General features: G+C 46.8%; 26 protein-coding genes. 2 read left to right on the top strand and 24 right to left on the bottom strand.

The features are described from left to right. Window positions 1–89: 89 nt before the first annotated feature. The 10 genes from SJY39_RS02060 to SJY39_RS02105 form a co-directional block, all read right to left on the bottom strand. Window positions 90–2,801, bottom strand: coding sequence for a conjugal transfer protein TraG N-terminal domain-containing protein (locus SJY39_RS02060; protein ID WP_390241251.1), 2,712 nt, complete (start codon window positions 2,799–2,801; stop codon window positions 90–92). Between the two features lie 21 nt (window positions 2,802–2,822). Beyond that, entirely contained in the window at window positions 2,823–4,187 is a 1,365-nt protein-coding gene (locus SJY39_RS02065; protein ID WP_390241253.1) for a conjugal transfer protein TraH, read from the bottom strand. Further along, window positions 4,184–4,609 carry a conjugal transfer protein TraF gene (gene traF, locus SJY39_RS02070; RefSeq protein ID WP_390241255.1) on the bottom strand — a complete coding sequence of 142 codons (426 nt, stop codon included), beginning with the start codon at window positions 4,607–4,609 and terminating at the stop codon, window positions 4,184–4,186. The genes SJY39_RS02065 and traF (SJY39_RS02070) overlap by 4 nt, the downstream gene beginning before the upstream one ends. 15 nt (window positions 4,610–4,624) lie before the next feature. Next, window positions 4,625–5,005: a hypothetical protein gene (locus tag SJY39_RS02075; protein ID WP_390241257.1), complete on the bottom strand. Its 381-nt coding sequence runs from the start codon at window positions 5,003–5,005 to the stop codon at window positions 4,625–4,627. 142 nt (window positions 5,006–5,147) lie between these two features. Then, window positions 5,148–5,960, bottom strand: coding sequence for a type-F conjugative transfer system pilin assembly protein TraF (gene traF, locus SJY39_RS02080; RefSeq protein ID WP_390241259.1), 813 nt, complete (start codon window positions 5,958–5,960; stop codon window positions 5,148–5,150). Window positions 5,961–6,097: 137 nt separating this feature from the next. After that, window positions 6,098–6,286, bottom strand: coding sequence for a hypothetical protein (locus tag SJY39_RS02085; RefSeq protein WP_102332413.1), 189 nt, complete (start codon window positions 6,284–6,286; stop codon window positions 6,098–6,100). A gap of 135 nt (window positions 6,287–6,421) precedes the next feature. Beyond that, a complete protein-coding gene (locus SJY39_RS02090; protein ID WP_390241261.1) occupies window positions 6,422–6,790 on the bottom strand; it encodes a hypothetical protein in 369 nt (122 codons plus the stop codon). A 78-nt stretch (window positions 6,791–6,868) separates the two neighbouring features. Further along, entirely contained in the window at window positions 6,869–8,611 is a 1,743-nt protein-coding gene (traN, locus tag SJY39_RS02095) for a type-F conjugative transfer system mating-pair stabilization protein TraN (protein ID WP_102332411.1), read from the bottom strand. Next, window positions 8,604–9,293, bottom strand: a complete 690-nt coding sequence (gene trbC / locus SJY39_RS02100) for a type-F conjugative transfer system pilin assembly protein TrbC (RefSeq protein ID WP_102332410.1) — start codon at window positions 9,291–9,293, stop codon at window positions 8,604–8,606. Before trbC ends, traN begins: the two co-directional genes overlap by 8 nt. Before the next feature lie 91 nt (window positions 9,294–9,384). Beyond that, the gene (locus SJY39_RS02105; RefSeq protein WP_102332409.1) at window positions 9,385–9,978 is read right to left on the bottom strand and encodes a hypothetical protein; all 594 of its coding nucleotides are present in this window, start codon (window positions 9,976–9,978) and stop codon (window positions 9,385–9,387) included. A gap of 34 nt (window positions 9,979–10,012) precedes the next feature. Between SJY39_RS02105 and SJY39_RS02110 the strand changes: the two genes are divergently transcribed. Continuing rightward, complete coding sequence (locus SJY39_RS02110; RefSeq protein WP_133154278.1) at window positions 10,013–10,525, top strand: hypothetical protein; 513 nt, start codon at window positions 10,013–10,015, stop codon at window positions 10,523–10,525. Here SJY39_RS02110 and SJY39_RS02115 read toward each other — a convergent pair. The 14 genes from SJY39_RS02115 to SJY39_RS02180 all read right to left on the bottom strand — a co-directional run bounded on the left by SJY39_RS02115 (window position 10,451) and on the right by SJY39_RS02180 (window position 20,645). After that, the gene (locus tag SJY39_RS02115) at window positions 10,451–11,023 is read right to left on the bottom strand and encodes a hypothetical protein (RefSeq protein ID WP_102332408.1); all 573 of its coding nucleotides are present in this window, start codon (window positions 11,021–11,023) and stop codon (window positions 10,451–10,453) included. The genes SJY39_RS02110 and SJY39_RS02115 overlap by 75 nt on opposite strands. Before the next feature lie 13 nt (window positions 11,024–11,036). Further along, window positions 11,037–12,038, bottom strand: coding sequence for a conjugal transfer pilus assembly protein TraU (gene traU, locus SJY39_RS02120; protein WP_102332407.1), 1,002 nt, complete (start codon window positions 12,036–12,038; stop codon window positions 11,037–11,039). Window positions 12,039–12,048: 10 nt separating this feature from the next. After that, window positions 12,049–12,711: a type-F conjugative transfer system protein TraW gene (traW, locus tag SJY39_RS02125; RefSeq protein WP_102332406.1), complete on the bottom strand. Its 663-nt coding sequence runs from the start codon at window positions 12,709–12,711 to the stop codon at window positions 12,049–12,051. Between the two features lie 124 nt (window positions 12,712–12,835). Continuing rightward, window positions 12,836–13,165 carry a TrbI F-type domain-containing protein gene (locus SJY39_RS02130; protein WP_390241266.1) on the bottom strand — a complete coding sequence of 110 codons (330 nt, stop codon included), beginning with the start codon at window positions 13,163–13,165 and terminating at the stop codon, window positions 12,836–12,838. A 37-nt stretch (window positions 13,166–13,202) separates the two neighbouring features. Then, window positions 13,203–15,740, bottom strand: a complete 2,538-nt coding sequence (gene traC, locus SJY39_RS02135) for a type IV secretion system protein TraC (RefSeq protein WP_102332404.1) — start codon at window positions 15,738–15,740, stop codon at window positions 13,203–13,205. Between the two features lie 2 nt (window positions 15,741–15,742). After that, window positions 15,743–16,123, bottom strand: a complete 381-nt coding sequence (locus SJY39_RS02140) for a type IV conjugative transfer system protein TraV (protein WP_102332403.1) — start codon at window positions 16,121–16,123, stop codon at window positions 15,743–15,745. A gap of 7 nt (window positions 16,124–16,130) precedes the next feature. Beyond that, the gene (locus SJY39_RS02145) at window positions 16,131–17,534 is read right to left on the bottom strand and encodes a TraB/VirB10 family protein (RefSeq protein ID WP_235612517.1); all 1,404 of its coding nucleotides are present in this window, start codon (window positions 17,532–17,534) and stop codon (window positions 16,131–16,133) included. 2 nt (window positions 17,535–17,536) lie between these two features. After that, window positions 17,537–18,262, bottom strand: a complete 726-nt coding sequence (gene traK, locus SJY39_RS02150) for a type-F conjugative transfer system secretin TraK (RefSeq protein ID WP_102332402.1) — start codon at window positions 18,260–18,262, stop codon at window positions 17,537–17,539. Next, window positions 18,259–18,819 carry a type IV conjugative transfer system protein TraE gene (traE, locus tag SJY39_RS02155; protein ID WP_102332401.1) on the bottom strand — a complete coding sequence of 187 codons (561 nt, stop codon included), beginning with the start codon at window positions 18,817–18,819 and terminating at the stop codon, window positions 18,259–18,261. Before traE ends, traK begins: the two co-directional genes overlap by 4 nt. Beyond that, a complete protein-coding gene (gene traL, locus SJY39_RS02160) occupies window positions 18,819–19,124 on the bottom strand; it encodes a type IV conjugative transfer system protein TraL (RefSeq protein WP_102332400.1) in 306 nt (101 codons plus the stop codon). Before traL ends, traE begins: the two co-directional genes overlap by 1 nt. A 42-nt stretch (window positions 19,125–19,166) precedes the next feature. After that, a complete protein-coding gene (locus SJY39_RS02165) occupies window positions 19,167–19,481 on the bottom strand; it encodes a type IV conjugative transfer system pilin TraA (protein WP_235612515.1) in 315 nt (104 codons plus the stop codon). 330 nt (window positions 19,482–19,811) lie between these two features. Continuing rightward, the gene (locus SJY39_RS02170; protein ID WP_154723720.1) at window positions 19,812–19,958 is read right to left on the bottom strand and encodes a hypothetical protein; all 147 of its coding nucleotides are present in this window, start codon (window positions 19,956–19,958) and stop codon (window positions 19,812–19,814) included. Window positions 19,959–19,960: 2 nt separating this feature from the next. Next, entirely contained in the window at window positions 19,961–20,209 is a 249-nt protein-coding gene (locus SJY39_RS02175) for a hypothetical protein (RefSeq protein WP_154723719.1), read from the bottom strand. Window positions 20,210–20,456: 247 nt separating this feature from the next. Beyond that, window positions 20,457–20,645 carry a TraY domain-containing protein gene (locus tag SJY39_RS02180; protein ID WP_136987354.1) on the bottom strand — a complete coding sequence of 63 codons (189 nt, stop codon included), beginning with the start codon at window positions 20,643–20,645 and terminating at the stop codon, window positions 20,457–20,459. A gap of 165 nt (window positions 20,646–20,810) precedes the next feature. On the opposite strand from SJY39_RS02180, the gene SJY39_RS02185 reads away from it, so the two are divergent. Further along, a complete protein-coding gene (locus tag SJY39_RS02185) occupies window positions 20,811–21,464 on the top strand; it encodes a S24 family peptidase (RefSeq protein WP_154723718.1) in 654 nt (217 codons plus the stop codon). The last annotated feature ends 210 nt before the right edge of the window (window positions 21,465–21,674 follow it).

The raw sequence follows: 21,674 nt of genomic DNA on the forward strand, positions 1-21,674 counted from the left end.
TTACCCTCCATTATTGACCTGTATATATTACCAATGATCGTGCGAAAAATCATCGCTTTTGGTGTAGGATTTACCGCACTTTTGCCTAGTTAAGTTCGCGTTTGTTTGTCGGTCTCTTGCAGTGAAGCGGGCGCGTCCACATGAGCGCTGGTGCGCTCAAATTGATCGCGCGTATCATCGACAATTTGTGTGTGCGCTTCAGGGGCGTAGTATGTCTCCGTGCCGCCCCGTTGCTCATGTTGGTTTAAAATGACCTCGCTGGTCTGACCAAGCGCTTTCCCCTTGTATTGCTCGCCAACCATCTCCTGCCACTCGGCTTGAGTCGGCTCGCCATTAAAGTGATTGTCGTGCGCCTCTTTTGACGGCACGCTGGCCAGCACAAAGTCTTTAAAAGCGTCGGTTTGTTTGAATTTTTCCCACTCATCAGCGCGACCTTGACGAGCTTCGTTATCACTGCCAGTAAGAATTTGTTCTGCTTTCCCGTCTTCTTTTTTATATTTACCCTCAACATACTCCTGAAACGGCACTTCCAGTTTTTCTGTCAGGCTGGCCACTTCGCGCTGCTCTAGGCTGTTGGCTCGGCTCAACGTGTCTACTTCTTGCTGCGATTTGGTGGTCGTATTCATCAGTTGCTGCGTCTCACCAAAGTTAGCGGCAAAGCCTGTTGCGTAAGCCCCTGCTTCTGAATGGCGTTCATCAGCCGTGAGGCGGTTGCTCGCATCAATGCTCTGGTTCGCGCCAGAGCGGTAAGACTCAATCGCGGCTTGGATTTGACTTTGTTGCTCGCTGGTTGTGTTGCTTAATGTCTCACGGTCTTCTTCTGTCCACTTTTGACCGGTCGAAATGTCGATGCCTGCTTTGACAGGACTCAACACCCCCACAACGCCGCCCAGAGCTTCGGTGTTCACCCCAAGGTTCCCATCAACCCCATTGTAAGCCGAATGCATATAAGCGTTGGTTTTCTCTTCACTCCACCCTGTTATCGCCATTACTTGCTCTGTTGATTGGCTCATTTGCTCTAGCCCTTTAGTGGCCGCAGCGCTTGCTCCGTGTCCGTGTGTTAAGCCGTAGCTTTGGTTTTTGCTGACGGTGTCTTTCCAATCAGCCATAAGCTGCGTGCCGCTTTGCGCACTATTAGAGAGCGCGGCTTGGTTGGAGGATAGATTGGTTTGGGCTTGGTTGTAGGTATCTTGTACCGCTTCACTGTACTGGCTGTCCCATTTCATATTCCACTGGAAGTTTGAGGCGGTAGGGTTAGTGTCGTACACCGTTTTATCGCCATATTGTGTGGTCAGCATTCCATCCGAGCCTTGCGTGGTGGTGCCGTGCTCTTTGAGTAAGGTGGAGGTATCGAGCTTATTGCCATTCACATTATTAAATGTGTGCGTTTGCATCTGCGTGTTGCCGTGGCTGATGTCACCCGATGAAGCCGCTGCCGAAGTGCGGGCGTTGGTTTGATTAATCATACCTGCCAGTTGGTAGTTGAGACTGCTCATCATCGCGCTAGCCCCTTTGGTTAATGCCATCGCTATCGCAGGCGTTGACATCATGAGGTAGCCAGTAATCGCAGCGTAGCGTGTATTCACATAATCAATCCCATTCATGTTGGAGAGCGTAATGCCATGCAGTCCCTGTGTGGCGCCGTTGGTTGCGCTCTGTAAAAACCACATCATAATCGCATTGAGGATAGTGAATATCATCGGCCACGTCGCAAGAAAGAAAAAGCTGCTTAAATAGTTTTTTAATACGGGCAAGGCCATGTGGGGCAATAGTGCAATAATCACAACGATAGAGCCGAAGCAAACAAACAAAATGAGCGCGATGGAGTGCATCATTGGAATGAACTCTTTGGCTTGCAAGCCGATGTTCGCCCACATGCTGGTTGTTTGCATTTGGTTGGCGGTGTAAGCGTAATTTGCGGCGACACTATTGCGGTTATTTTCAATGTTCCAGCGCGTCATATTGATGGCCATATTTTGCTTGAGAATATCGACCGCGTTATTACTGACGCCAATTAAATCTTGATGGCTGTTTTCAACGGCATTTTTTAAAAATGACAACTCAATTGAATTTTCTCGCCCCAAAATGTAAGCGCCCAGTTTGTTGATGGTTCTGTCCGCCTCTGCGTTAAATTGAGTGACGATATCAGGAAAGGCGGCTTGGCAAGTCTGGTAAGTGCCGCTTGGGTTGTAGAGGCCGCGCACTGGTGACATGGATTGCCCCTGTAAAAAAGCGAGCAAGTCGTCGGCTTGTAAGATGTCTTGCATCGTGTATTTCTTGTTGATGCGGATATCGCCCACAATGCAGTTGTGATAAAAATCTTTCCAATATTGCTGGAGAGAAAGGGTTTCGGCGTTGGTGCTGCGCACCAGAGTGTAAAGCTCAGAGCCAAAGACCATTCCAGAGGTGCTATAACTTCTATCATCGGTTGAGCTAAACACGGTTTCTATGCCGTGGGTGAGGCCGTGCATGAATGTGGTGGCCGCCCATCCTGGTATCGCGACAATGTAGGGGACATTATCGACCGAATAAGAGTGCATCGGATTTTGCGCGTCTTGGATTTGGACGGTGGCTTTCATGCTGATAAGAAACGTCGGAATGGCCAGAAATATCACAGCAAATCGCATCACATGTTTGGCGTCTCGATAAAGAAGAAACAGGGTCGCGGAGATGATGAAAGAGAGTTGTAAGGCCGTTTCAACCAAACTCCCAAAAGTGGTGGTGGTGAAAAACGTGGCGACCGCATTTAATGCGTATTGCATTTGAGCGCCCGCCCCGTAGGTATAAAAATCCAGTACCATGGTTGTACATCCTTTGTTTCTTTAATGCCCAAAGGCGAGGTTCGCGATGGACGCATCACTGGCGGCTTGGTCAAGCAGTGAACGTTTTCGCTTTAAGCGCTCAGTCAGTGCAAGGTGTTTATTGAGTTTTTCTTTGCTGCGTAAACGCACCGTCTGTAAGTAAGCTTGCACGGTATCGATAGACTCAAAGGTGCGCGCGACATCAGCAGGGTTGACTGATGAAAGGTTGGCGATGGATTGATTAACCATCATGACCATGTTGTTTAAATACGCGTACAAGATATCGGCGGCGATGCTTTCAGAATACAAATGACTTTCTGGTGAGACGTTTAAATGCGCGTCATCAATGAGCATGGCAAAAATAGGGATATCACTGAGTTCAATGAAGCTTTTTTCTGCATCCGTGATGGACGTATCGGCCTGTAAACTGGCGTAGAGGGTATCGATGGTTTGACGTACCTTGGCGTTAAAGGCTTGGCTTTCGGTTAACGTTATGTTTCCAAGGCGCATCGTTAAGCAGGTATCGGTACTTTGGCAGCGGTATAAATCCAAAGTGCCGCCTTTGAGCATGGTATCGATGGCGGTGTCGTTACCGACAATCATCGACGGAATGTAACTTGGTGTCCCTTCTGAGTTATAAATGACAGTCCCCGTCAGGTTCATAATAAATTCAGCGACCTCTTTGTTGCTTTCTAGGTAACTGCTTTTCATTAACGCATCCCACACCACGTTTAAGTTGACCTTAATGGCGTGAGCGGTCGCCTCGTCAGTATTACTGGCTAGCGTGCTTTGGTTGGTGCCGACGCTGCTGCATTCGTGCTGCGCTTCTAGCCAGTCTGAAAACGCATTGCGCTGTGTGCCGAGTGTCGCGCAGGCGTGACGCTTGGCTTCACCGTCCGCAAAGGCGGCCAAGCCAGAGACCGCCGATTGCGCAATTTGGCAAGAGTTCATTGAGGTAGTGTTGAACTGGTCAGCAATGGCTTGCAGCTTATCGCGGTTCGCTTTGATGGCAGGCGCCCAAGTCTGCAGCGCTAAGTCCACGGCAAAGGGAACGGCGTTGGCGATGACCGATTTACCAAATGAGACCAGTTGGTCAGAATTGATGTGCGAAAATCCCCCCATGAACGCATCAATCCCGCCACACCCTGCGCTGACGGAGGGTAAGGTGATAGACGCCAGCTGAATGTTTTGAATTTTCGTGCGTGAGAACAGGCTTCCTGCGTTGTAGTAAGTCGCCGATTGTCCCTCATAAGCGCTTGGGTTGGTGATGTTGCTATTAAAGCCTGAGTCGTTAAAAAAGTCTGACATGGAGCTGCCTAAACTGGCGTGCACTTGCCATGAGCAGCACGCCAGTAACACGACAGAGCAAGGTTTTAAAAGGTTCATCGCAAGCTCTCCATGGTTGAGGCGCTGGCTCTGATGTTTTGGTAGCTGCTCAGTAGGGCTTGATAGCTCACATTCCCCTCGCTGATGCGAACGTATTTACCCGTATTGACGTTGATTAAAAAGGTGGCGGGGGTAATGGCGTTTTTGGTATCACCAAAAAAAGCGGTGGTGATGTCCGGTGTTGCTGGTATCGGCGTGCTGTAGCCTGGAATGGGTTGCCCATCGAAAGAGAAGTCATAGACAGGGAGTTGAGTTGCCTGCTCAAACTGTTTCATGGTGGGCGCAAATTGATGGCATTCACTGCACTGGCTGAAATGAAACAAAACCAAAGCGTACTGACCCTCCATGGTGTTTTGAGCGTGTGACGTTGAGGTGAGCGCAAGCAGCACGCTCAATAATAAAGTGCGAAGTAAAGAAGTCATTGGATTGTCCTTAAATCAAAAATCGCTATTTTGTTGAGTGATGGTGTGATTCGGAGGTGTTATGGTTGCCATCAGCAGTAAGGCGAAGCAAAGTGTGTTTATGACGCCTAAAGGCGAGCGTGCTTCAATGAGCGTCAGTATTGCGATGGTAAGAGTGAGCAATATAACGGTGAATGTTGACGGTGGTTGAGGGCGTTTCTTATATACCCACCATCTCAATAAATACAGAGGTATGGTGAATAGTGCCGCCACGATAAAATGAACAACGTTGAAGGTTTCTAACTCGTTGGTGAGTTGTATCCCACATATTGCGATAAACAGAGATAAAGCAACAAGAAGGTCAATGAAAGATAGGTTTGATACAGTATTAAAAGGTTGATATTTTGAGCACTTCATCAATTTTTCCTTTTTAAAGCGGAGTCGTGATTATGTTTGATGGTTTAATCGGTCCAGCGATAGTGGACGTGTATTCACGCCATCCAGTCGGTATCACCATTGTGCTTGCGTTTCTTGTTTTGTGGATGGTGAAAGGCGGTCGTTAAAAGTCGCTATCTTGATAGTCAGTGGCGACGTTGTGAAAGCGAGAGAGCAAATCATTTTGAGAGATAAAACCGTAAGCGAGGGGTTTAAGCTCTTTGGTGTGGATGTTGGCTAGCATTAAGGCAGGCGTGTAACGCACTTGTACGCGACCGGTGTTATCGATGTGATTTTCTTTGATGACGTCAAAAACGTGTCCATCTTTGCTTATGCCTACAAGGTCGATGTGGTAACGATTGGCAAAGTCTTGTACGGAGGGGGCTAACGTTTGAGAAAGGGCGTCGTTGCCCTCGTAGACAAAGTAAATCCCCCAACCTTCTTGAACAAGCTGGCGAACGCTGGCTTCGTTCTTAACCTTAATCGTTTGATAATACGTGTCTCGTGCAGCTTGTTCTGTGGGGCGGTCTTTGGTGTATGACAACTCAGGGTTTTCGGTGATGAGTTTCTTGAATGTCATGCCCGTTTGTGTGGTTTTTTCATCAATGAATTTCTTAAGTCTCATCACCTTAAGGTTCTTTTCCTCATCCGTTGGATTGATGGTGGCGTCATTTAATGCCTCGTCAAACTCACGGTGAAACCACTGCATTTGTTCGGTAGCGCTCATCACCGTCGAAACACTGTTGGGTGGCAGGGCTGGCTCCTCTTCTTTAGGCTTTACTTTTTGGGGTTTGGCTTCGTTGTACCATCGCCAGCCTTTGGGTGTCTCGCTGGCGAGGCTGTGAAAGGTAAACAAAGACAACAACACGACCGATAGGGATTTGATTATTAATCGGTTAATTGAGTTGTTCACCGTTTTTGTGGATAAATGTGCCATGGTGGATATCTCATGATTCGATGGTTCAGTGTCGCTGTGTGGTGGCCATTTTCTATTATGGCCAAACTATGGCGCTGATAGATTTTGCTCAGCATCTAGGCGATGCCACGGCGTGTTCATTGCTTTCTCCTTGTCTTCTATTGCCAAAAGCGCAACATCTTCTCAGTGCGCGAGTTAAAGAGCGTCCAAAGTGCTTCATCATTGCCGTGTTCTTTCTTATGCAACTGCATGTCTTGTTTGAGTTTGTAGAGTGCTCGTTTAAATAAGATGTGCCGGATGAGGGTGAGCGCAAATCCGGTTAAGGCCAGTAACAGCAATGAATACATGATATTTCCTTATATTATTATTGGTTATGCTTTGGGCTCTTGATAGGGTTAATGAGATAGATGTTGAAGGTGCGATATGCATAAGTTGGCTATTTGGGCGTTTTTTGTGGTGATCATTATTTTATTTTGGTCAAACTATGGCGTTGGTGACTGTTTGCCTAACGATGAGTTTTGCTCAGCATCGAGAGGGGGATTTTCCAATTTTGTGGATAAGCTCTTTGCTTTGTTTTGAGCGAAGACGTAAATCACAATGCTTATACCTATGAAAAAATGCAGTAAGGCTGTGTACTCCAAAGACAGTTGCCAGAGACATTTCATAGTTTTTTGCCAATCAGAAAGTGAGAATGTTGAATACGATTCTGGAATGGGGTAGTAAGCAAAAGCGTAATACACCACCCCAATGAAACAGAGTATTTGTATCGATATGGTCACGACTAACGGTAGTATGATGAATTGAAATAGTGTTTTTAAATATCGCTCTAAGCGATGCCACGGTGTGTTCATTGCATTTTCCTATATCAATGAATTACTTATTGTGTGAATAAGGAGCTAGGGTGGTTTGTGCTCCGTTTTTAACAAACATTATTGCTCGTAAGCGCTTTGTAGGCGGTCTTGGATTTCTTGTGCTGAAGGAATGTTTGTACCGTCGTGCATATCGTCGTAAAAATCGGAGAAATCCAATATCTCGAAGTCTATTTCTTGGAGTTGTTCAGGAGTGATAGCCCCGCAAATTGGGCTTTGTGCAGTGCCGAGACTGATGCCAAGTTGACCCTGTGAGCCTTGCTCTTGGATGATGCGAGCGAGCTTGCTGTCGAATACGCAGTACGTTTTTTTCTTACGGGTACACACACCAAGAACCGAGCTGGCGCAATAACTTCCAAGCGAGATAGTGATGCCTTGCTCTTTGGCTTGTCCTAGCGCTTTTTCTTCTTCATTGCATTCATCCAGTCCGAGGCTGGCTCCCCAGCCGCTATCTTTGCAACAATCAGCAAAACCAAAGGCTTTGTCGGTACACTGCATTCCTTGCCCCGTAAATATGACCGGGGGATCGCCAAGCCCATCAGCGGCTTCGGCGAGCGCCGCCAGGGCAGACGCACTTTCATCAAAGCTGTCATCAAACGTCGCCATCTCTTCAAAGCAGTCACCATCCAGACAAAAAGAAGTCTCACCGCAAATAAGATTTGTCGCACTACAGGTTTGTTCAGGGCAAGACATATTAAACTCTTGCTCTATGCAAATGCCGTTTTGCATGAGGCTGCACGCGCTTGAGGTCGTGGTGCAGTCCGTAGGGAGAGAAGCGCAAGTGTCAGGGCGGTCGCATTGATGGTCGAGTTGGTATTTCCAGCAATCGAGCGTGGTGGAGACGCCATTAATGACTCGTGTTTCTGGACCTTCGATGCAGGTACGGTGAGTTTGTTTACACTCACTGGTGAGTGAGCATGTGGTTGACCAAGATATGATGTTTTTTATACATTGCCCTCCAGAGAGGGTGTAGCCTGAATCGCAGTGCAACGTGACCGGGTACGAATATTGTGTCGTTTTACAGACCTCATACTCGGTTATATCATCAGCATCATCTTCAGTTGTATAGTATTTACGCTCACCTAACGAAAATTCACCGTGATCACCAGTATTAAATTGGTAACCACTATATTCTATGCCGTCCCATATATAGGTGATCCAGCCACTTATTTCTATGGCTTTATTGTTCTTGTTATACCGACATACATTCGAGGTTTTATTACATGTTAGACCGTTTAAAGTATAACCGGATAGGCATTTTTTATGGGTCGTTCCCAATGCCACTGTCGCGGTTGGGAGTTCAAAACAAGGAACAAGATCATAAGTTGGTTGAAGGCAGCTTCTTGGGATGTAATCGATATTACATTGAGTACCGCTGTCGCAATCTGCGTATTGATTCGATAAACCGTGGCTGATTTCATAGGCGTTATCAATGCCAAGGGTGGCGAATCGATAGGTGTCATCGTTTGGGTCAATGTGAGCGCTGTTGTTGTTAAACCCCTCCTGCACCGCTTGAGCCTGCTCGTTGTTGTAATACTCGGTTGTGGATTGGTCAGTGATTTGAGCGTCATTCATGCTTGCTTCATCTGGATTTCGAATTTGATTGTCGCAATCAGGATTGTTGTCGCTGCAAAAGTCAGATAAATCGATGCTCATCTCTGCGTAGGCCTCATTTGGCGCATTTTTCGCCCAATCCACATGCTCGTAAAAGGTGTGCTCTTGTGAGGCGCTTAACGCGTGAGTGGCGATAAACAAAGTGGCAAAGAGAGGGAGGTGGTTAAAGATGCGTTTGAGTTTACTCATTGGGAGTGCCTTGTAAAACGCGCTGAGCAATATGCCCGACGTCCCCTTGACTTAAAATATTCAACGCGCTCGGTATCGAGATATTCCCGTGAACGATGTCATAGTCATTGGCGGCGCAGTGAGTTTCACTGCACTGATCACTGATGGCGACAAAAGCCGGTACATGAGTGATATTAAACTGGTTAAACCACGCGGGGCTGATGGCAATGCCGCTGTTAATGGTGCGTCCGTCCGGCCTTTTTAATAACTTCGTGATGCGTGAAGCTGTTGGCACAAAACCCTCTGGCAACACGCCTCGAATAATGAGAGGCACCTGGTAGGTCTGACTTTGTTGTAGTAATTGCTGGAACGCGTGGTCTGGCATCGAAAGTGACACAAACGCCATGACACCGTGCGCTTTTTTGTGAGGATTGGCCTGTGGTGTGCCCAGTACACTTGCCAGCGGTGAGTCTTGCAATGCTTTATCAAGGTGTTGATGCATCGTTAACGCTTCGTGTTTATGTTGCTGACTGCGCTCAATGATGGCGGCCAGTTCGTTTGGGTGGTTCGGTGGCTCTGTTACGGCTTGCTCGCGCTTGGCGAGGGCTTTAAGCTCCTCTTGAGAATAACCTATGTCGGCAAGGGATAAAGGGCTTGCGAACAGTATGACCAGCGCAAATAAGATTTTGGCACAAAATGGCATAGAGCCTCCTTTGTGTGCTATTTCGTTGAGTGAAGAGGCGACGTCAAAACTATCGACGCGGGTGTTTAAATCACAGGCTTGAACGCACCGGCTACCTTGCCAACAATGTTGAGTCTCCTAATCTCTTCTGGATCTTAAACGCGTTAAACAGCGTTTGGTGAGCTTTCTCGATGTCGTCAATGGACTGATACCTCAAGGGCAAAGGGCAAACATTGCTTTGGTAACGTTTCCTTGGCAGATATCGGCATATGGTGTAATCATCGATGCCGTATTTTCGATAATGCTCAATCAGTGCGACATCAAGGCACTCACCTCTTTCGTGGCATTGGCTGCACCAACCCGCGTCGGCTACCCTGTAACCATAGTGCTTAAATAATCCAGGAGCACAGTTGTCACATATCTGACTCGGAAAGGCTTGTTGGTCGTTATGCTCTATGGCGCAGTAAATATCATCAGGGTTGATGATGAGTTTCGATAGCGGGGTCAAATGATCGTGAATGAGCGTTTTTCTGTCACGGCGCGATAAGCGAAGTGGCTTGAGCAGCGCTCGGATTTGATGTTTGTTGTTACTGTTCGCTTTAGCAATAAGGTGTATTTTGTGCGTTTTGCATTGTTGCAAGAAGGCAAGTAGTGAACTCACCGATGACGTTGGTTTTGACGAGAGAAAGGGAAGAATATTTCTCATAATGACTCCAATTTTTAAATGAAAGAGGACTTTGATGAAAACCGAATTTACTCAGGCGGAAGTGGCGAAACTTCCTTTTGCTCATCACGTACTTCGTCAAGGGATTCAGAGTCATGACAAAGTACCTATTGATGCCGAAGGTAATCATTGGCACGTCACGGATGTGCATCTTGCCGATGTTGTGGGAAGTCTAGATCCCCGATATGCCGGCAAAACGTGGTTGGATTTATTTCCTTGCACAGATGCCCCTTATGGTCTTAAGCGTTGTTTCGAGCGTATGCGAGATCTTCAAAGAACGCCGGATTACTATAAGTCTGAAGAAAAGAAACAGAAGTATGAGTTTTGCAATATTGATGGTGAGCTTTATATCGATGATGGACATCATCGAACGGTGATTGGTCGTGTGTTTTTAACCGCTAATGGGGTTGAACCCGTTATGAAAAATGTTCTTGTGGCTTATTACACCAGAGGGTTATTTCACCGTATTCGTATTTTGCCTCGCCGCCTCAAACACGGGTTGATAAGCCATTTCAATGTCTTTAAGTGATTGGTGCTTGAGCGGCTCACCTCTTGGGCTCCACCGAGCTCTTGGTAGTTTGTGATGGATGGTTTCATCATTGATGCCGTGTTTTCGATAATGCTCAATCAGTGCAATATCAAGGCATTCGCCATTTTGATGGCACTGACTGCACCAACTATGGTCAGCCACGCGATAACCGTAGTGTTTAAATAATTCAGGGGCGCACTTATCACACATTTGGCATGGAAAGGCTTGTTTCTCATCATGATTCATGGACGTGAAAAACTCAGCAGTACCAAGATTGGAAGTAGAGATAGGCGTTAAGTGTGCGTTTAACCGTGTTTGGGTGTCGCTGCATGATAAATTGAGTGATTGGATGAGCGTCTTAATTTGATGCTCAATAGAAGAAGTCTGAAATAAAAAGTGGATGCCTTGTATGCGGCACTGCTGTAAAAACTCAATGAGCATGTCGTCAGAGGTTTTTGGTTGCCTGTTTGGGGATAAAAAACACAGAATTTTGTTCATATCGAATCCTAATTTATAAGAAAACACAGTTACGTTTTCGCCAGTTTACAAAACCAAAGTTACCGCCTGTTGTGGGGTTATCTTTACCTTGCTCCCACAAGGTTGAGGTCGTGCCGTAGGGGTAGCAGTTACCCGCATCTCCAATCGGCGCCGCTAATTGATATCGATAGCGACTTTTTGGCAAGATAGGCTCCGGCCATTGGTAGCAAATGGCGCCATCTTCTCCTCGCGTCTCCCATACGATACCTTGACGGTGCAATTTAAAATTAAACCGCTGCATCGTTAGTGTGGCGACTTGAGGCCCGGTATGTGAGTAATCGTTATTCCCCGTCAGTGGATACGCTCCTCCCTGTGAGCCTAAACACCAAAAGAGCGCATCAAAAGGCAGCACTCGCCCCGTCGTCGTCGCCATCGCTTCTGTGACGCAGGCTAATTGCGTCATGGGATCACCGAACAAAATTGCTTCGGGATTTAAAATGAAAGACATTTCATCATCGTCCCAAAAGGGGTCGAGTTCGGTTATGTACGCGACATCAAAGTTGTCGGTTGCCATACAAGCAGCGGATTGCATCAATTGCAGCCAGTAAATCACCGGATATTTGTACCAGTGCACGTGATAGAAAGCGTCACCGCTGGTCTGACTACTTGAATCGTGCTGAGCGCCCCCGAGTTGCTGACTGTTACTGGTGCTCAGTTGCATTCCCATGTTCACCATGCAATAAGGTACGCGAGTCACATCCACGAGTGAGTAAGGTTCCCAGTAGCCTATATTTAAGCCAATCTGCACGAAAATAGGGGGCGGTTTCGGGCAGTACGAAATAGGCATACTTGGATTGGAAGTGTCTGGATATTTCGATGTAATCAAAGGGACGCTGCCTAGTGTCATCGGAAAGAGGCAGCTCCAACAAATATCCGATATTGGATTTAAAAAATGGCCTGTGCAGGCTGCGGACGTGGCGTTCGCTTGCCAAGGCAACGTGAGTAAGCAAACCAGTAATAACCCATGGGCTTTCATCGGTTTCTCCTTAAGGTGTTGTAAACGAGGTCACATCAATTTCAGTCACTTTCCAGCGCATGCCATCTTGCTCTACGATGGCAGGGGTGTGTGTGAGTTGAAATTGGCGACTGTAGTTTCCTTGTTGGTCGAAATAAATACGCGCATCAAACTGATTGGCAATGTCTTCAGGACTGCCGTTGGTCAGTGTCCACTTGATGGGTTTGGGTGTTTGATATTGCTTTGCCCAAGCACGCTGTCTTGGGTCGTCCCCATCAAAAAACACAATCGCGTGTTGATACTCAAATTGCGTTTTGGGGATATCAACTGGCCAAGTCCTTGTATCAAAAGGGTTGATGACTAAGCCTTTGGCATAGAGGGTGTTGCCAAAGCTGTCTTTGACATCAGTGGCCAGTTTCAGTGACGGGTCAATGTAGAAAATGCGCGGGTTGGTGGTGGTCGTTAACCCCTCAACCGGTGGTGGTCTGCGTACATTACGTTCGACCTGCTCGACAAAACCTTGTTGCATCCTTGCGGTTTCGCCCGTCGCCTCTAAGTGTTTTAAGCGCGTATCAATCCACTCCAACATGTCGACTTCCCCAATGGGGAAAAGCTCACCATGTCGTCCTAAATCTTGACTGTGAGCTATGGGGGTGAGTAACAATGCGCTAATTAAATAGAGCGTTCGAGTCATGGGTGCTCCTTAATTTGGATTATTCATTCGAGAAATCCCCTCTTCGAGTGGTGCTCCTTTTCGTTCAACAAGGGCTTCGCCCGTTATCGCAACGAAAAGCGAGCTCAGGTGAGGCAACGTTATTTTATGCCCCGTCATGATGGCCTTTGAGTTTGTTAATGAGATGACGCTGTATGACGTCAGTTCTGCTTGGTGTGCCGCTGATGACCGCGCCAGGCACCACAATAACGAGGTTTTGCTCTTGGGCGTACTCATCCAAAATGCCCCTGAGTTGGTGGTCGAAAGTGCGTAACATGCTTGTATGCTCATTATCATCTAGCCCCGACTTAATCAGCGCCTCTTGGTAGCTGTCGAGGGTTTGTTTGATATCAAAAGTGACGATTTGCGGTTGGGTTGCCGTCGTTAACACCACGGCGACCAGTGAGGTTAATGTTGTTGCGGTAATTAACATCATAATTATGATGCTTGGTGAAATTGATGATGTTTTCACATTACGCCTCTCTATTCACTCGTGAATTAAACAGGTTGATTTCATCCCCATAGAAATGCTCCGCTGTTTTATTCACGGCGTCCATGAGGGGTAAGCCTTGTTTCATTAAGTTTTCACAATACTCAAATTCATGCGGCTCAGTAGACAGACACGCACGGGTAAATGGGTCGGCAAAAAAACGGTGAAAGGTTGTGATGCCGCCGGTTTTTAACATTACCGAGCTATAACCTGCGTCCGAGGACTTTTCAAAGCTCTTGATGACAAATTGTTCGTATGGGGAGAAGTGCTTAGGGTTTTCTTCAATGAACTTTGTCAGTCCACTTCCTTGTCGCAACGTCAGGTGAATGTCGGAGTTGTTGTACGCGGCCAGCGCTTCGGGTGTGCTGTAGAAGTCGCTGATGCCTTGTGTCACGGTGCAAAAGGAGCCACCAAACTTACGCGCGGTTCGATAACCTGTGTTGATAAACTCTTGCGCTTGGGCGTTCGAACCCGCCATCAATGACCAGGCCTCCTCGATGATGCACATCTTAGGCGTCGAACGACTACCTGAGAGGTACATCTGTTGAGTAATGGAAGACATGAGCGCAAAAATAACTGGTCGCATGATATCTGACGGAAAACCATCCAGCTCTATCGTCGTAAAGTGTACGTCAGGGTTCAGCATTGAGGGGTTGTTAAACGTGTCACCATAAATTCCGTCTGAGCGATACTTATTTAACTGCATGGCGATATCCGATATGCGGCGGTCATTATCTTGCTTTTTGGCGGTGGCAAAGAGTTCGTCTTGCACGTGGTCAACCAAGGTTTTGCCTTTGTGTTTTTGCCACGCATTAATAATGCTGTCAGATAAGATGGCTTTCTCGAAGTCGGCCATTTCGTGCGACGGGCACGCCATGGTGGCAAAGAGTCCCGTGATCGTATGCAGCGTCTCTTTAAGGGGATTGATTTTATCGCCGTTGTCGTCTGTAAATTCACCTCCCATCGCCACGCGCTCAAGGTGCGTGAAGGGGTTAAGGTAAATTTTATCGGCTGTCATGTAACTGCCATCAACCATCAAGGTCAGCTTTTTAAAGCTCTTACCTTTGTCGAGAACCCAGACTTTGCCGTTCATTGCATGAATGGTTTCGGCCAACTTTTGTATCAAGAAGGATTTTCCTGCGCCAGAGCCGCCTGTGACTGAGAGGTTGTAGTTATCAGAGCCGCAATTAAACGGATTAAACCAGTACGCTTGTTGGCGCATCGTCGGAAGCATCATCCCCCCACTTAAGTTCTTGGCGTCCATGACAAGGGGCAGTAAGTTGGCGACGTTGGAGGATTTTACGGTATGGATGCGACCGGCTTTGTCGCAGTCTTCCCAAAAGCCATCGGTCATCGTGAAAGGTAACGTGGTCATTAATGCCTGGCTTTGCAGCATCGAGATGGACTGCATCTCCAGTCCCCCTGAGCGAAAGGCGTTAATGGCGGTGATGCGATGTAAACGCTCCTTTTTTTTATTGGTGAAGAGGGTCAGCGTTAAATGCATCGCTGAAATGCCATTGATGCCGTCGGAGATTTCATCGCGAATTTGCTCGCGCTCTTTAAGCTCTTTTGGTGCTTGAGGAAAGAAAAGCGCCATGGGCGATTTCAATGTTTTTTCAAGCTCGCCAATACGCGCGCCATTTTTATTGGCGAAAGCGCCCTTATCTTGGTTGCGAAAGTTCAGCGTCATGAGGTGGGGGCATTGGACGTTCTTTGCAACGTTCCTGACTGAGGCGAAGCAGTCAGGCAAGGAGTAGAGGCGAAATGAGCGCGGGGTTTGACTTAAACCCAACGACACCACCCTTGGCGTGAGCACTTTTTGCGCTCGATTGCTAAAGCGAAGGTCGGTGTGGGTGCGCTGCACCAAAAACTCAGTGTCGCGTGAGAGAATTTGTTTGTAAATCATCTCTTCTGGCGCGTAGCGTGAGGTGCTTGGTGTGTTTTTTGTCGCATCGAAGTTTAATATGCCCTCAACGTAGTTGATGAGCCCTTCGGGGGTGAGTGGCGTGAGCGTCAATCCGGTTTGAGACAGTGAGGTATGCAATGCTTCTTTGCAGTCCATCACCGCGTCAATGTCGTCTTTGCTCGATACAAACAGCCAAGCGTCGTAATCTTTGATATCAAAGTAGTGTTTTTGGCGATGAGAAAAGCCGTTGTGCGCAGCATAGGTGGCGTAGTCGTACTCTTTCTTTGCAAGCTCAGCGCAGATGCCACCGCGAGCTGATTTAAGCTCGGTATTTTTCTTAATCAAGTGGTTGACCTGATTGTGACCCAATAAAGAGAAGTGGTAATCCCACTTATTTCCGGAGGGTAAATCCATGATGATGCGGTTAAACCCTTCGACAACATCATCGTTAGCGCCTGCCAGTATGCTCAACTTAAAACCAAAGCCGACCCCTTTTTTATTATGAAACAAGCCGGTTTGTGTGTCGTAAGTTCGATAGGGAAGCTCTGAGTGCAGGTGGTTGTATTCTTGTTTTGCGTCGCGGTAGAAACTTTTCAAATCGGTTGATAAGGTCATGGCTAATCCCTTTTAATCGATTGGACAGGGCGGCCTGTCCATGTCGATTCATCCAGTAAAATATACACATCCATCGTATCGAGATACGCCTTGGCATCATCGGAAGTGAAGGGGAAAATCACCACTTTGCGCACCGTGTCTGGGGTGCGGGTTGGGTGTCCTTCACGATCTCGCCTTGGTAGGAAAGCAAACGGATTGCTTGCAAGAAGGGTGGCATCGAGTTGGCCTTGCTCTGCGGGCGCATCAATATTGTTGCGGATTTCATCCATGCTTTGACAGCCTGGTGTGCCTCCGATTTTTTGGCAGCTGAACTCATCTTGGAATCCAGCAGAGCACCCTGTGAGCGCGCCGATAAGCAGCGCCATAAAAAGCGTTTTCTTCATGGTGTTGTTACCTTAATTGTGGGGTCAGTTCGTTGGCGAGTGGGTTGAGCGTTATCGTCTCCATGATGGTGCTCGGCTGAGTTTGTTCATTCGCCAGTTTTTCTTCATAGCGCTCGACGCCCTCATCATCGAGAGGAAAACCTTGAGTGAAGACGATGTTCACAAGTCCCCCCGGATTGATTTCGATGAATGGGTGGTAAAGTTCGGCAAGGGCAATGTAGTAATCTGATAATTTACTGCCTACTTCGGAGGTGGCGTTGCCCAATAAGCTTAATCCTACGTCTTCGCTGTTGATGCTGGAGGTTGAGCCTAGTGCGGAGGTGGACGTTGTGCTGGCCAATCCTGCCCCTGTTTCTCCTAATCCCGTCAGGATGCCGGAAATTCCCGCCATTTGGATGATTTTGCCGTTGCGTAAGAGAGATGTGCCGCGAATGCCGTTACGGCCAAAGTTAAAGACGGTGCCTTGCACGGGAATATCGAGAATGTTGCCATCACGAATGCAACTTATCGTGTTTGTGCGAACAACACCGCGACTCGATGACAGGTCACCATAGACACTGCCAACGATAGTGCAGTCCATCAAGTGTGTTTTTTCGCCATTGGGTAAGATGCCCTCATGCACGGTTTGGAGCACAATCGGTGCGGTATCACTTTGTCCGAACACGCCGGCATTGGCGTCTGCGCCCCCGGTAATTCTAGCTGTGACAAACGTCCCTGAGGGGACGTAGTTCTCCGTGGTGCGTCGGTAGCTCTCTTTTTCGCCAGACTCCCAGTGAAAATCAAAAGAATCGATGGCTTGACCTTGGTTATCAAAAGAAACGGTGTCTGAGGCGGTGTATTGGAAATCGTCTTTGTGTAAGTCATCGGTGGAGTAAGAGGGCGCTGGTTTTGGCGGTAAGGGTCTTGAGCCGAAGTTATCACCCACAAGTGTTTGCGCTGTGTCGCTTTGAGGCTCATCTAGCTCAAACGCACTTTGGTGGGGGGCGGTACGCGGCGCCTCACGGCTGTCTCGAAGCGCTTCGGTAAGCTCGTTGTTTTGTTTTTTTAATTGCGCGACGGTATTTTCATTTGAACTTATCAAGCGTGTCATGGTTTGGTTAAGCCTCTCAACTTCCTCCCTTGTATCTTCAATCTCTTGCCGCTGGATGGTTAACGCTGAGCGGTTGTCCTTTTCAGTAAAGTCATCGTTAATGATTTCCCCGAAGTCGGGCGCGGGCGCTTCTGTTTTTGACGATGTAGAGAGGTCTGTACGGGGCTTTTTAAAGTGTTTAAAGGCAAAGAACATCGAGGCTAAAATGACCAGTGTGACAGCCGTAATGATTTGATTGCGTTTTTTACTCAGCTCATTGGCTTGCAATCCTGCGTCTAACTCAGATTCTTTGGAAAACCACCGCTTAAGTGATTGCATCATGATTAGCGCCCTCCTGTCACAAGGTATAAGTGGGTGGATTCGCCGGGGGGTAACGTGTACGCGTCAAGTGAAGCGCTTCGACTGGCGTAGCTGTAGAACTGCGCCTCGGTAAGCGTGACGGTTTCGTTGGATTGATTTTTTACCTGATAAATAATGCCAGAGAAGGGCCGTCCAGAAAAAAGCGTTTGTGGGATAACGGCTAAAGGACTCTTATCTTTTGGTAGCGTTTGGGGGTCAATAAGATGCAGATTAAAACCGGGGACGGGCGTTTTCGTGCGCTGCCATTCAATCATCTGCTTGGTAAACTCCCCAAGCGCCAGCGGGTATTCGATGTCTTTTTCGAAGACACTTTGCTCTGATTGAGTGCGCAGAGGGATAAATTCACTGACCACGGCTGGAACGGCTTTAGGATTGACGAAAAGTGAGAAGTTTTGCCCTTTTTCTGTGAAAACGTGCGCCGTGAAAGGTAAGGCGATGTTGATTTTAACGTTGATAGAGCCAGATTGGTCTCGCTGGCTGCCTTTTGCTATGCAAAATCCTCTTGGGCACTGGACGTTAAGGATTTTATCGCCCCTTACGACAAGGCGGTTGGTATTAACAGAAGATAGAGGCAAGACGATAGTATCGTTTTGCGCAAAGTGATAACGGTTGGCGGTAACGTTCTTTGCTTGAGTGATTAAGGGGAAAAACAACGTGGCCAAAAGCGCGACGTTCATCATGTTCTTCATAGTGGCACCTCTTGAGCGATAGAGTGAAGTTCAATCAAACCGAGCGGATAGTCGGTTTGGATGATGTAAGTCACTGGCTCTGGTTCGAGCTTTCGACCAGCGATGGTTTTGTTGAGCGTTCCTTTGACTCGAATTTTCATTTCATCCACATTCGAGGCGATGTTGTGCACTTCAAAAAAGCTCGTGACGTCGTTATCAATGATAAACCTCGCTTCGCGCATGAGTTTGTCTTGTAGGCCGCTCCAATATTGAGAAGGGACATAGGTCATGAGTTGATTAAATTGACGTTTCACGTTAGCTGGTGTGACATTGAATTTCAGGTGTACCCACCATTCGGCCATCAATGCAAGATAGGCTTCATCAACCGCTTCATTCGATACGGTAAATGCGCGGTCGATGTGTGGCGGTACGAGCGTGCGTTGCACGGTTTTGTTTTGACTCATTAACGCAAAGCCCAGCCCGACGGTGGCAACAGAGACAACCAGTATGGCGGACGCGAATACGTAATTTAAAAAGCGCGCGGCTTTGAGTGCCTCGCCGTTGTTTTTGTTGAGCATCAGTAAATCCAGTATTTTTTTGTCGATGAAGGCGTGCGTTTAAACACGGTCTTGTTCGCATTATCGTCACCAAACCAATACATGAAATGGACGATGAACCGAGAGCCAAAGCGGATTTTTAAGCTTCGGATGCACAGGAATAGGCCGATACAACCTGCGATAGCGACAATTTTGTTGAAGTTAAATAGCAGCGCAAAGACCAATATTGAGGGGAGTATTTCGTCAATAGGAAACCCTGCGATATTGATGCCTGATTGCAGGTAGTTGGGAAACGTAAACAGGGCTTGCTTATCTTGATAGTCCATGGCGTGATGGGGCGGATTGCTCCGCCCTCTCCTCTTATCGTATTACAAACCAACCAGACCTTTGCCGATTTCCCAGAACACGACCCCGACGAAAAAGCCGATAATGCCGCCAACCCAGTTCTTTTGGATGATGCCGACAATGACGCCCCCGATAAGCCCGGCCGCGAGGATGTAGAACTCACCGGATGAGCCGTCGCCAACGGTGTTAATCACGGTGTCTTTTCCTGCAGCAAAAAGGTCGTCAGCAAAAGCGGCGTTCATGGTTGCGAAAAACACCGTGAGCGCAATGCACCAGTGTTGGAACGCGCTACGAAGTGAGCGGTGGGTTTGATCTACCGCAGTAGTATTATTCATCATTGATTTTTCCTTGATTTACAGTTTTGCGTCCATTAATTCATGTTTGTTTGCATGATTGGACGCGTATTGAGAGCAGTAAGAAGCTGCTGGATATAGCAACGAACAAGCGTTCGAGGTATGAGGTGACAATCATGTCGAATGGATGATTGATTAATTAAGGGAGCTGCGGATAGGCAGGCTCTTTTTTATTGAGATAGAAAGTCGAGGTAACGAGCGATGTTTTTTTGGATGCATTACACATCAAAGAAGAAGCTCTGCAATGGTCTACTTCAACCACAGAGAGCTTGATAAATTTCGCCGTTAAAACCAGGGGGTGACGCTTTTTCTGCATTAAAGATATAGGGCTGTTTTCTTATAACTGGCCACTACGGACTGCATGTCTTTTTCAGACAAATTAACTAATACTTTAAAGGCGGCGCGCTCAGTAAACCCAAAACGCATCAACTTTCTGACGTATTTTCGTGTGAGTCGAGTCATCGTCAGGTAGCCTCCTTTGTATTTGCGGTATCTTTTCCATCAAATAACCGCCCTAAAATTGTTTCTAAAAAGTCCCAATCAGAGTCTTTAGAAACCGTTCTATTTGCGGTTAACTCTTGCACTCTGCTGGCTACACCTTTATCCCACGAAGCCTGAGAGACGGCTTTGTCGGCATGACTGATTGGAGCGCGAGCACACAATGATTTGTTGGGTGTTTTGCCACAAAAAGTACGAACACGATTTCTCTTCATTACTGACCTCCAAAAGCAGTACAAAGAATAAAAATGCGCTATCACGTTATGCTGATCGCGCGTTCAGCTCCCGCCACGCTTACTAGGCGTTGGGTGTGATTGATGGATTTTGAGGCATCCATCTTCGGTCTCCCTAATATCAATAGCCACGTTTACCAACGATGCTACGAGTGCGGGACGACCTACCACGGCGAAATTGTTAAAGAGCGCTTACCAAGTCCGAAGAACGGACTTTACACGGTAAAAATCATGAAAGTTCGCAGTCTCTCAGTAACTGAGTTCGCAGCACTTTCGGGAGTAAATGAAACGCTTTTAATATCAAATGCGCTTCTTTTCTTTTGCTTCGACCGTGCGTTCTAGCTGATTCGGTGAGCAGATTATTGGTCACAATATCTAACTCAAAGTTAATCGAAACGGTCTGTTTTTTATTGTTCATATAAAAACCACTTACATGATCATTTGATCAGGTGTGGTGAATAATAAATGAACAAAAAATTAAAGTAAACAAAAATGAGCAGTGTAGTAAACAATAATATCAGCCGCAGTGAGAGATAAGGACGGAAAATAAACATAGATTACTTAACCAAAATGTATCAAAAAGATGAGATTTAGTGACCGTTTGAAGACGCAGCGAAAGTTGAAAGGATTAACCCAAGAAAGCATTGCTCAATGCTTATCTCTAACAAAAGTAGCAATATCCCGATGGGAAAGGGGGCATAGTATTCCATCTGGAGATGTTCTTAATACTTTAGCTACGATATTAGAGGTAAATGCTGAGTGGTTGCTGACCGGTAAAAATGAAAATGAAGGCGTAATATTAGTAGATTTTTACAAAGATGTTTATGCTAGTGCAGGCAACGGAAGTTTAAACGAGAATGAAGGAACCGAACAATACCCACTATCAGCAAATATTGTTAATAATGAAGGCGCTAATAACCTCTGTTGCATAAGAGTAACAGGACAATCAATGATACCAGTGCTTAGTGATGGCTCAATTGTCGCCTTGAATATTCAAAAGAAAGCCATACGTGATGGAATGATGTATGTTATTAGACAAAGAGATTTACTGCGAGTTAAAATATTAATAGAAACACCAGGACAAATAATCATTCGCAGTTATAATCACGAATTTAAAGATGAATTTTTTATAAAAAACACTGAACCTGAAGAAGGTTTAGTCATCATAGGGCAAGTTGTTTGGTATTCATCTTATCTAGGAAAGCTAAAAGTAAACAAAAATACCTTTGATGAATGAGGCTAAATGTGGGATTATTTAAGTGTTCAAAGTAAAAGTGCATTACATAGCACACTAACTACATAGACTTCTATGTAGTGTATTTTTTGAATAAGAATGTGTTGGGAGTGAGACCTCGACTACATAGCATTCGCATAGAGCCGTTCTCCCACAGGTGAACGGCTTTTTTGTGCCTAAAATTTACGGTTTGATCTTCAAAGAGATCTTCTG

The sequence above is a fragment of the Vibrio sp. R78045 genome, from assembly GCF_042466085.1.
In the GTDB taxonomy this organism is placed as follows: Bacteria; Pseudomonadota; Gammaproteobacteria; order Enterobacterales; family Vibrionaceae; genus Vibrio; species Vibrio cyclitrophicus.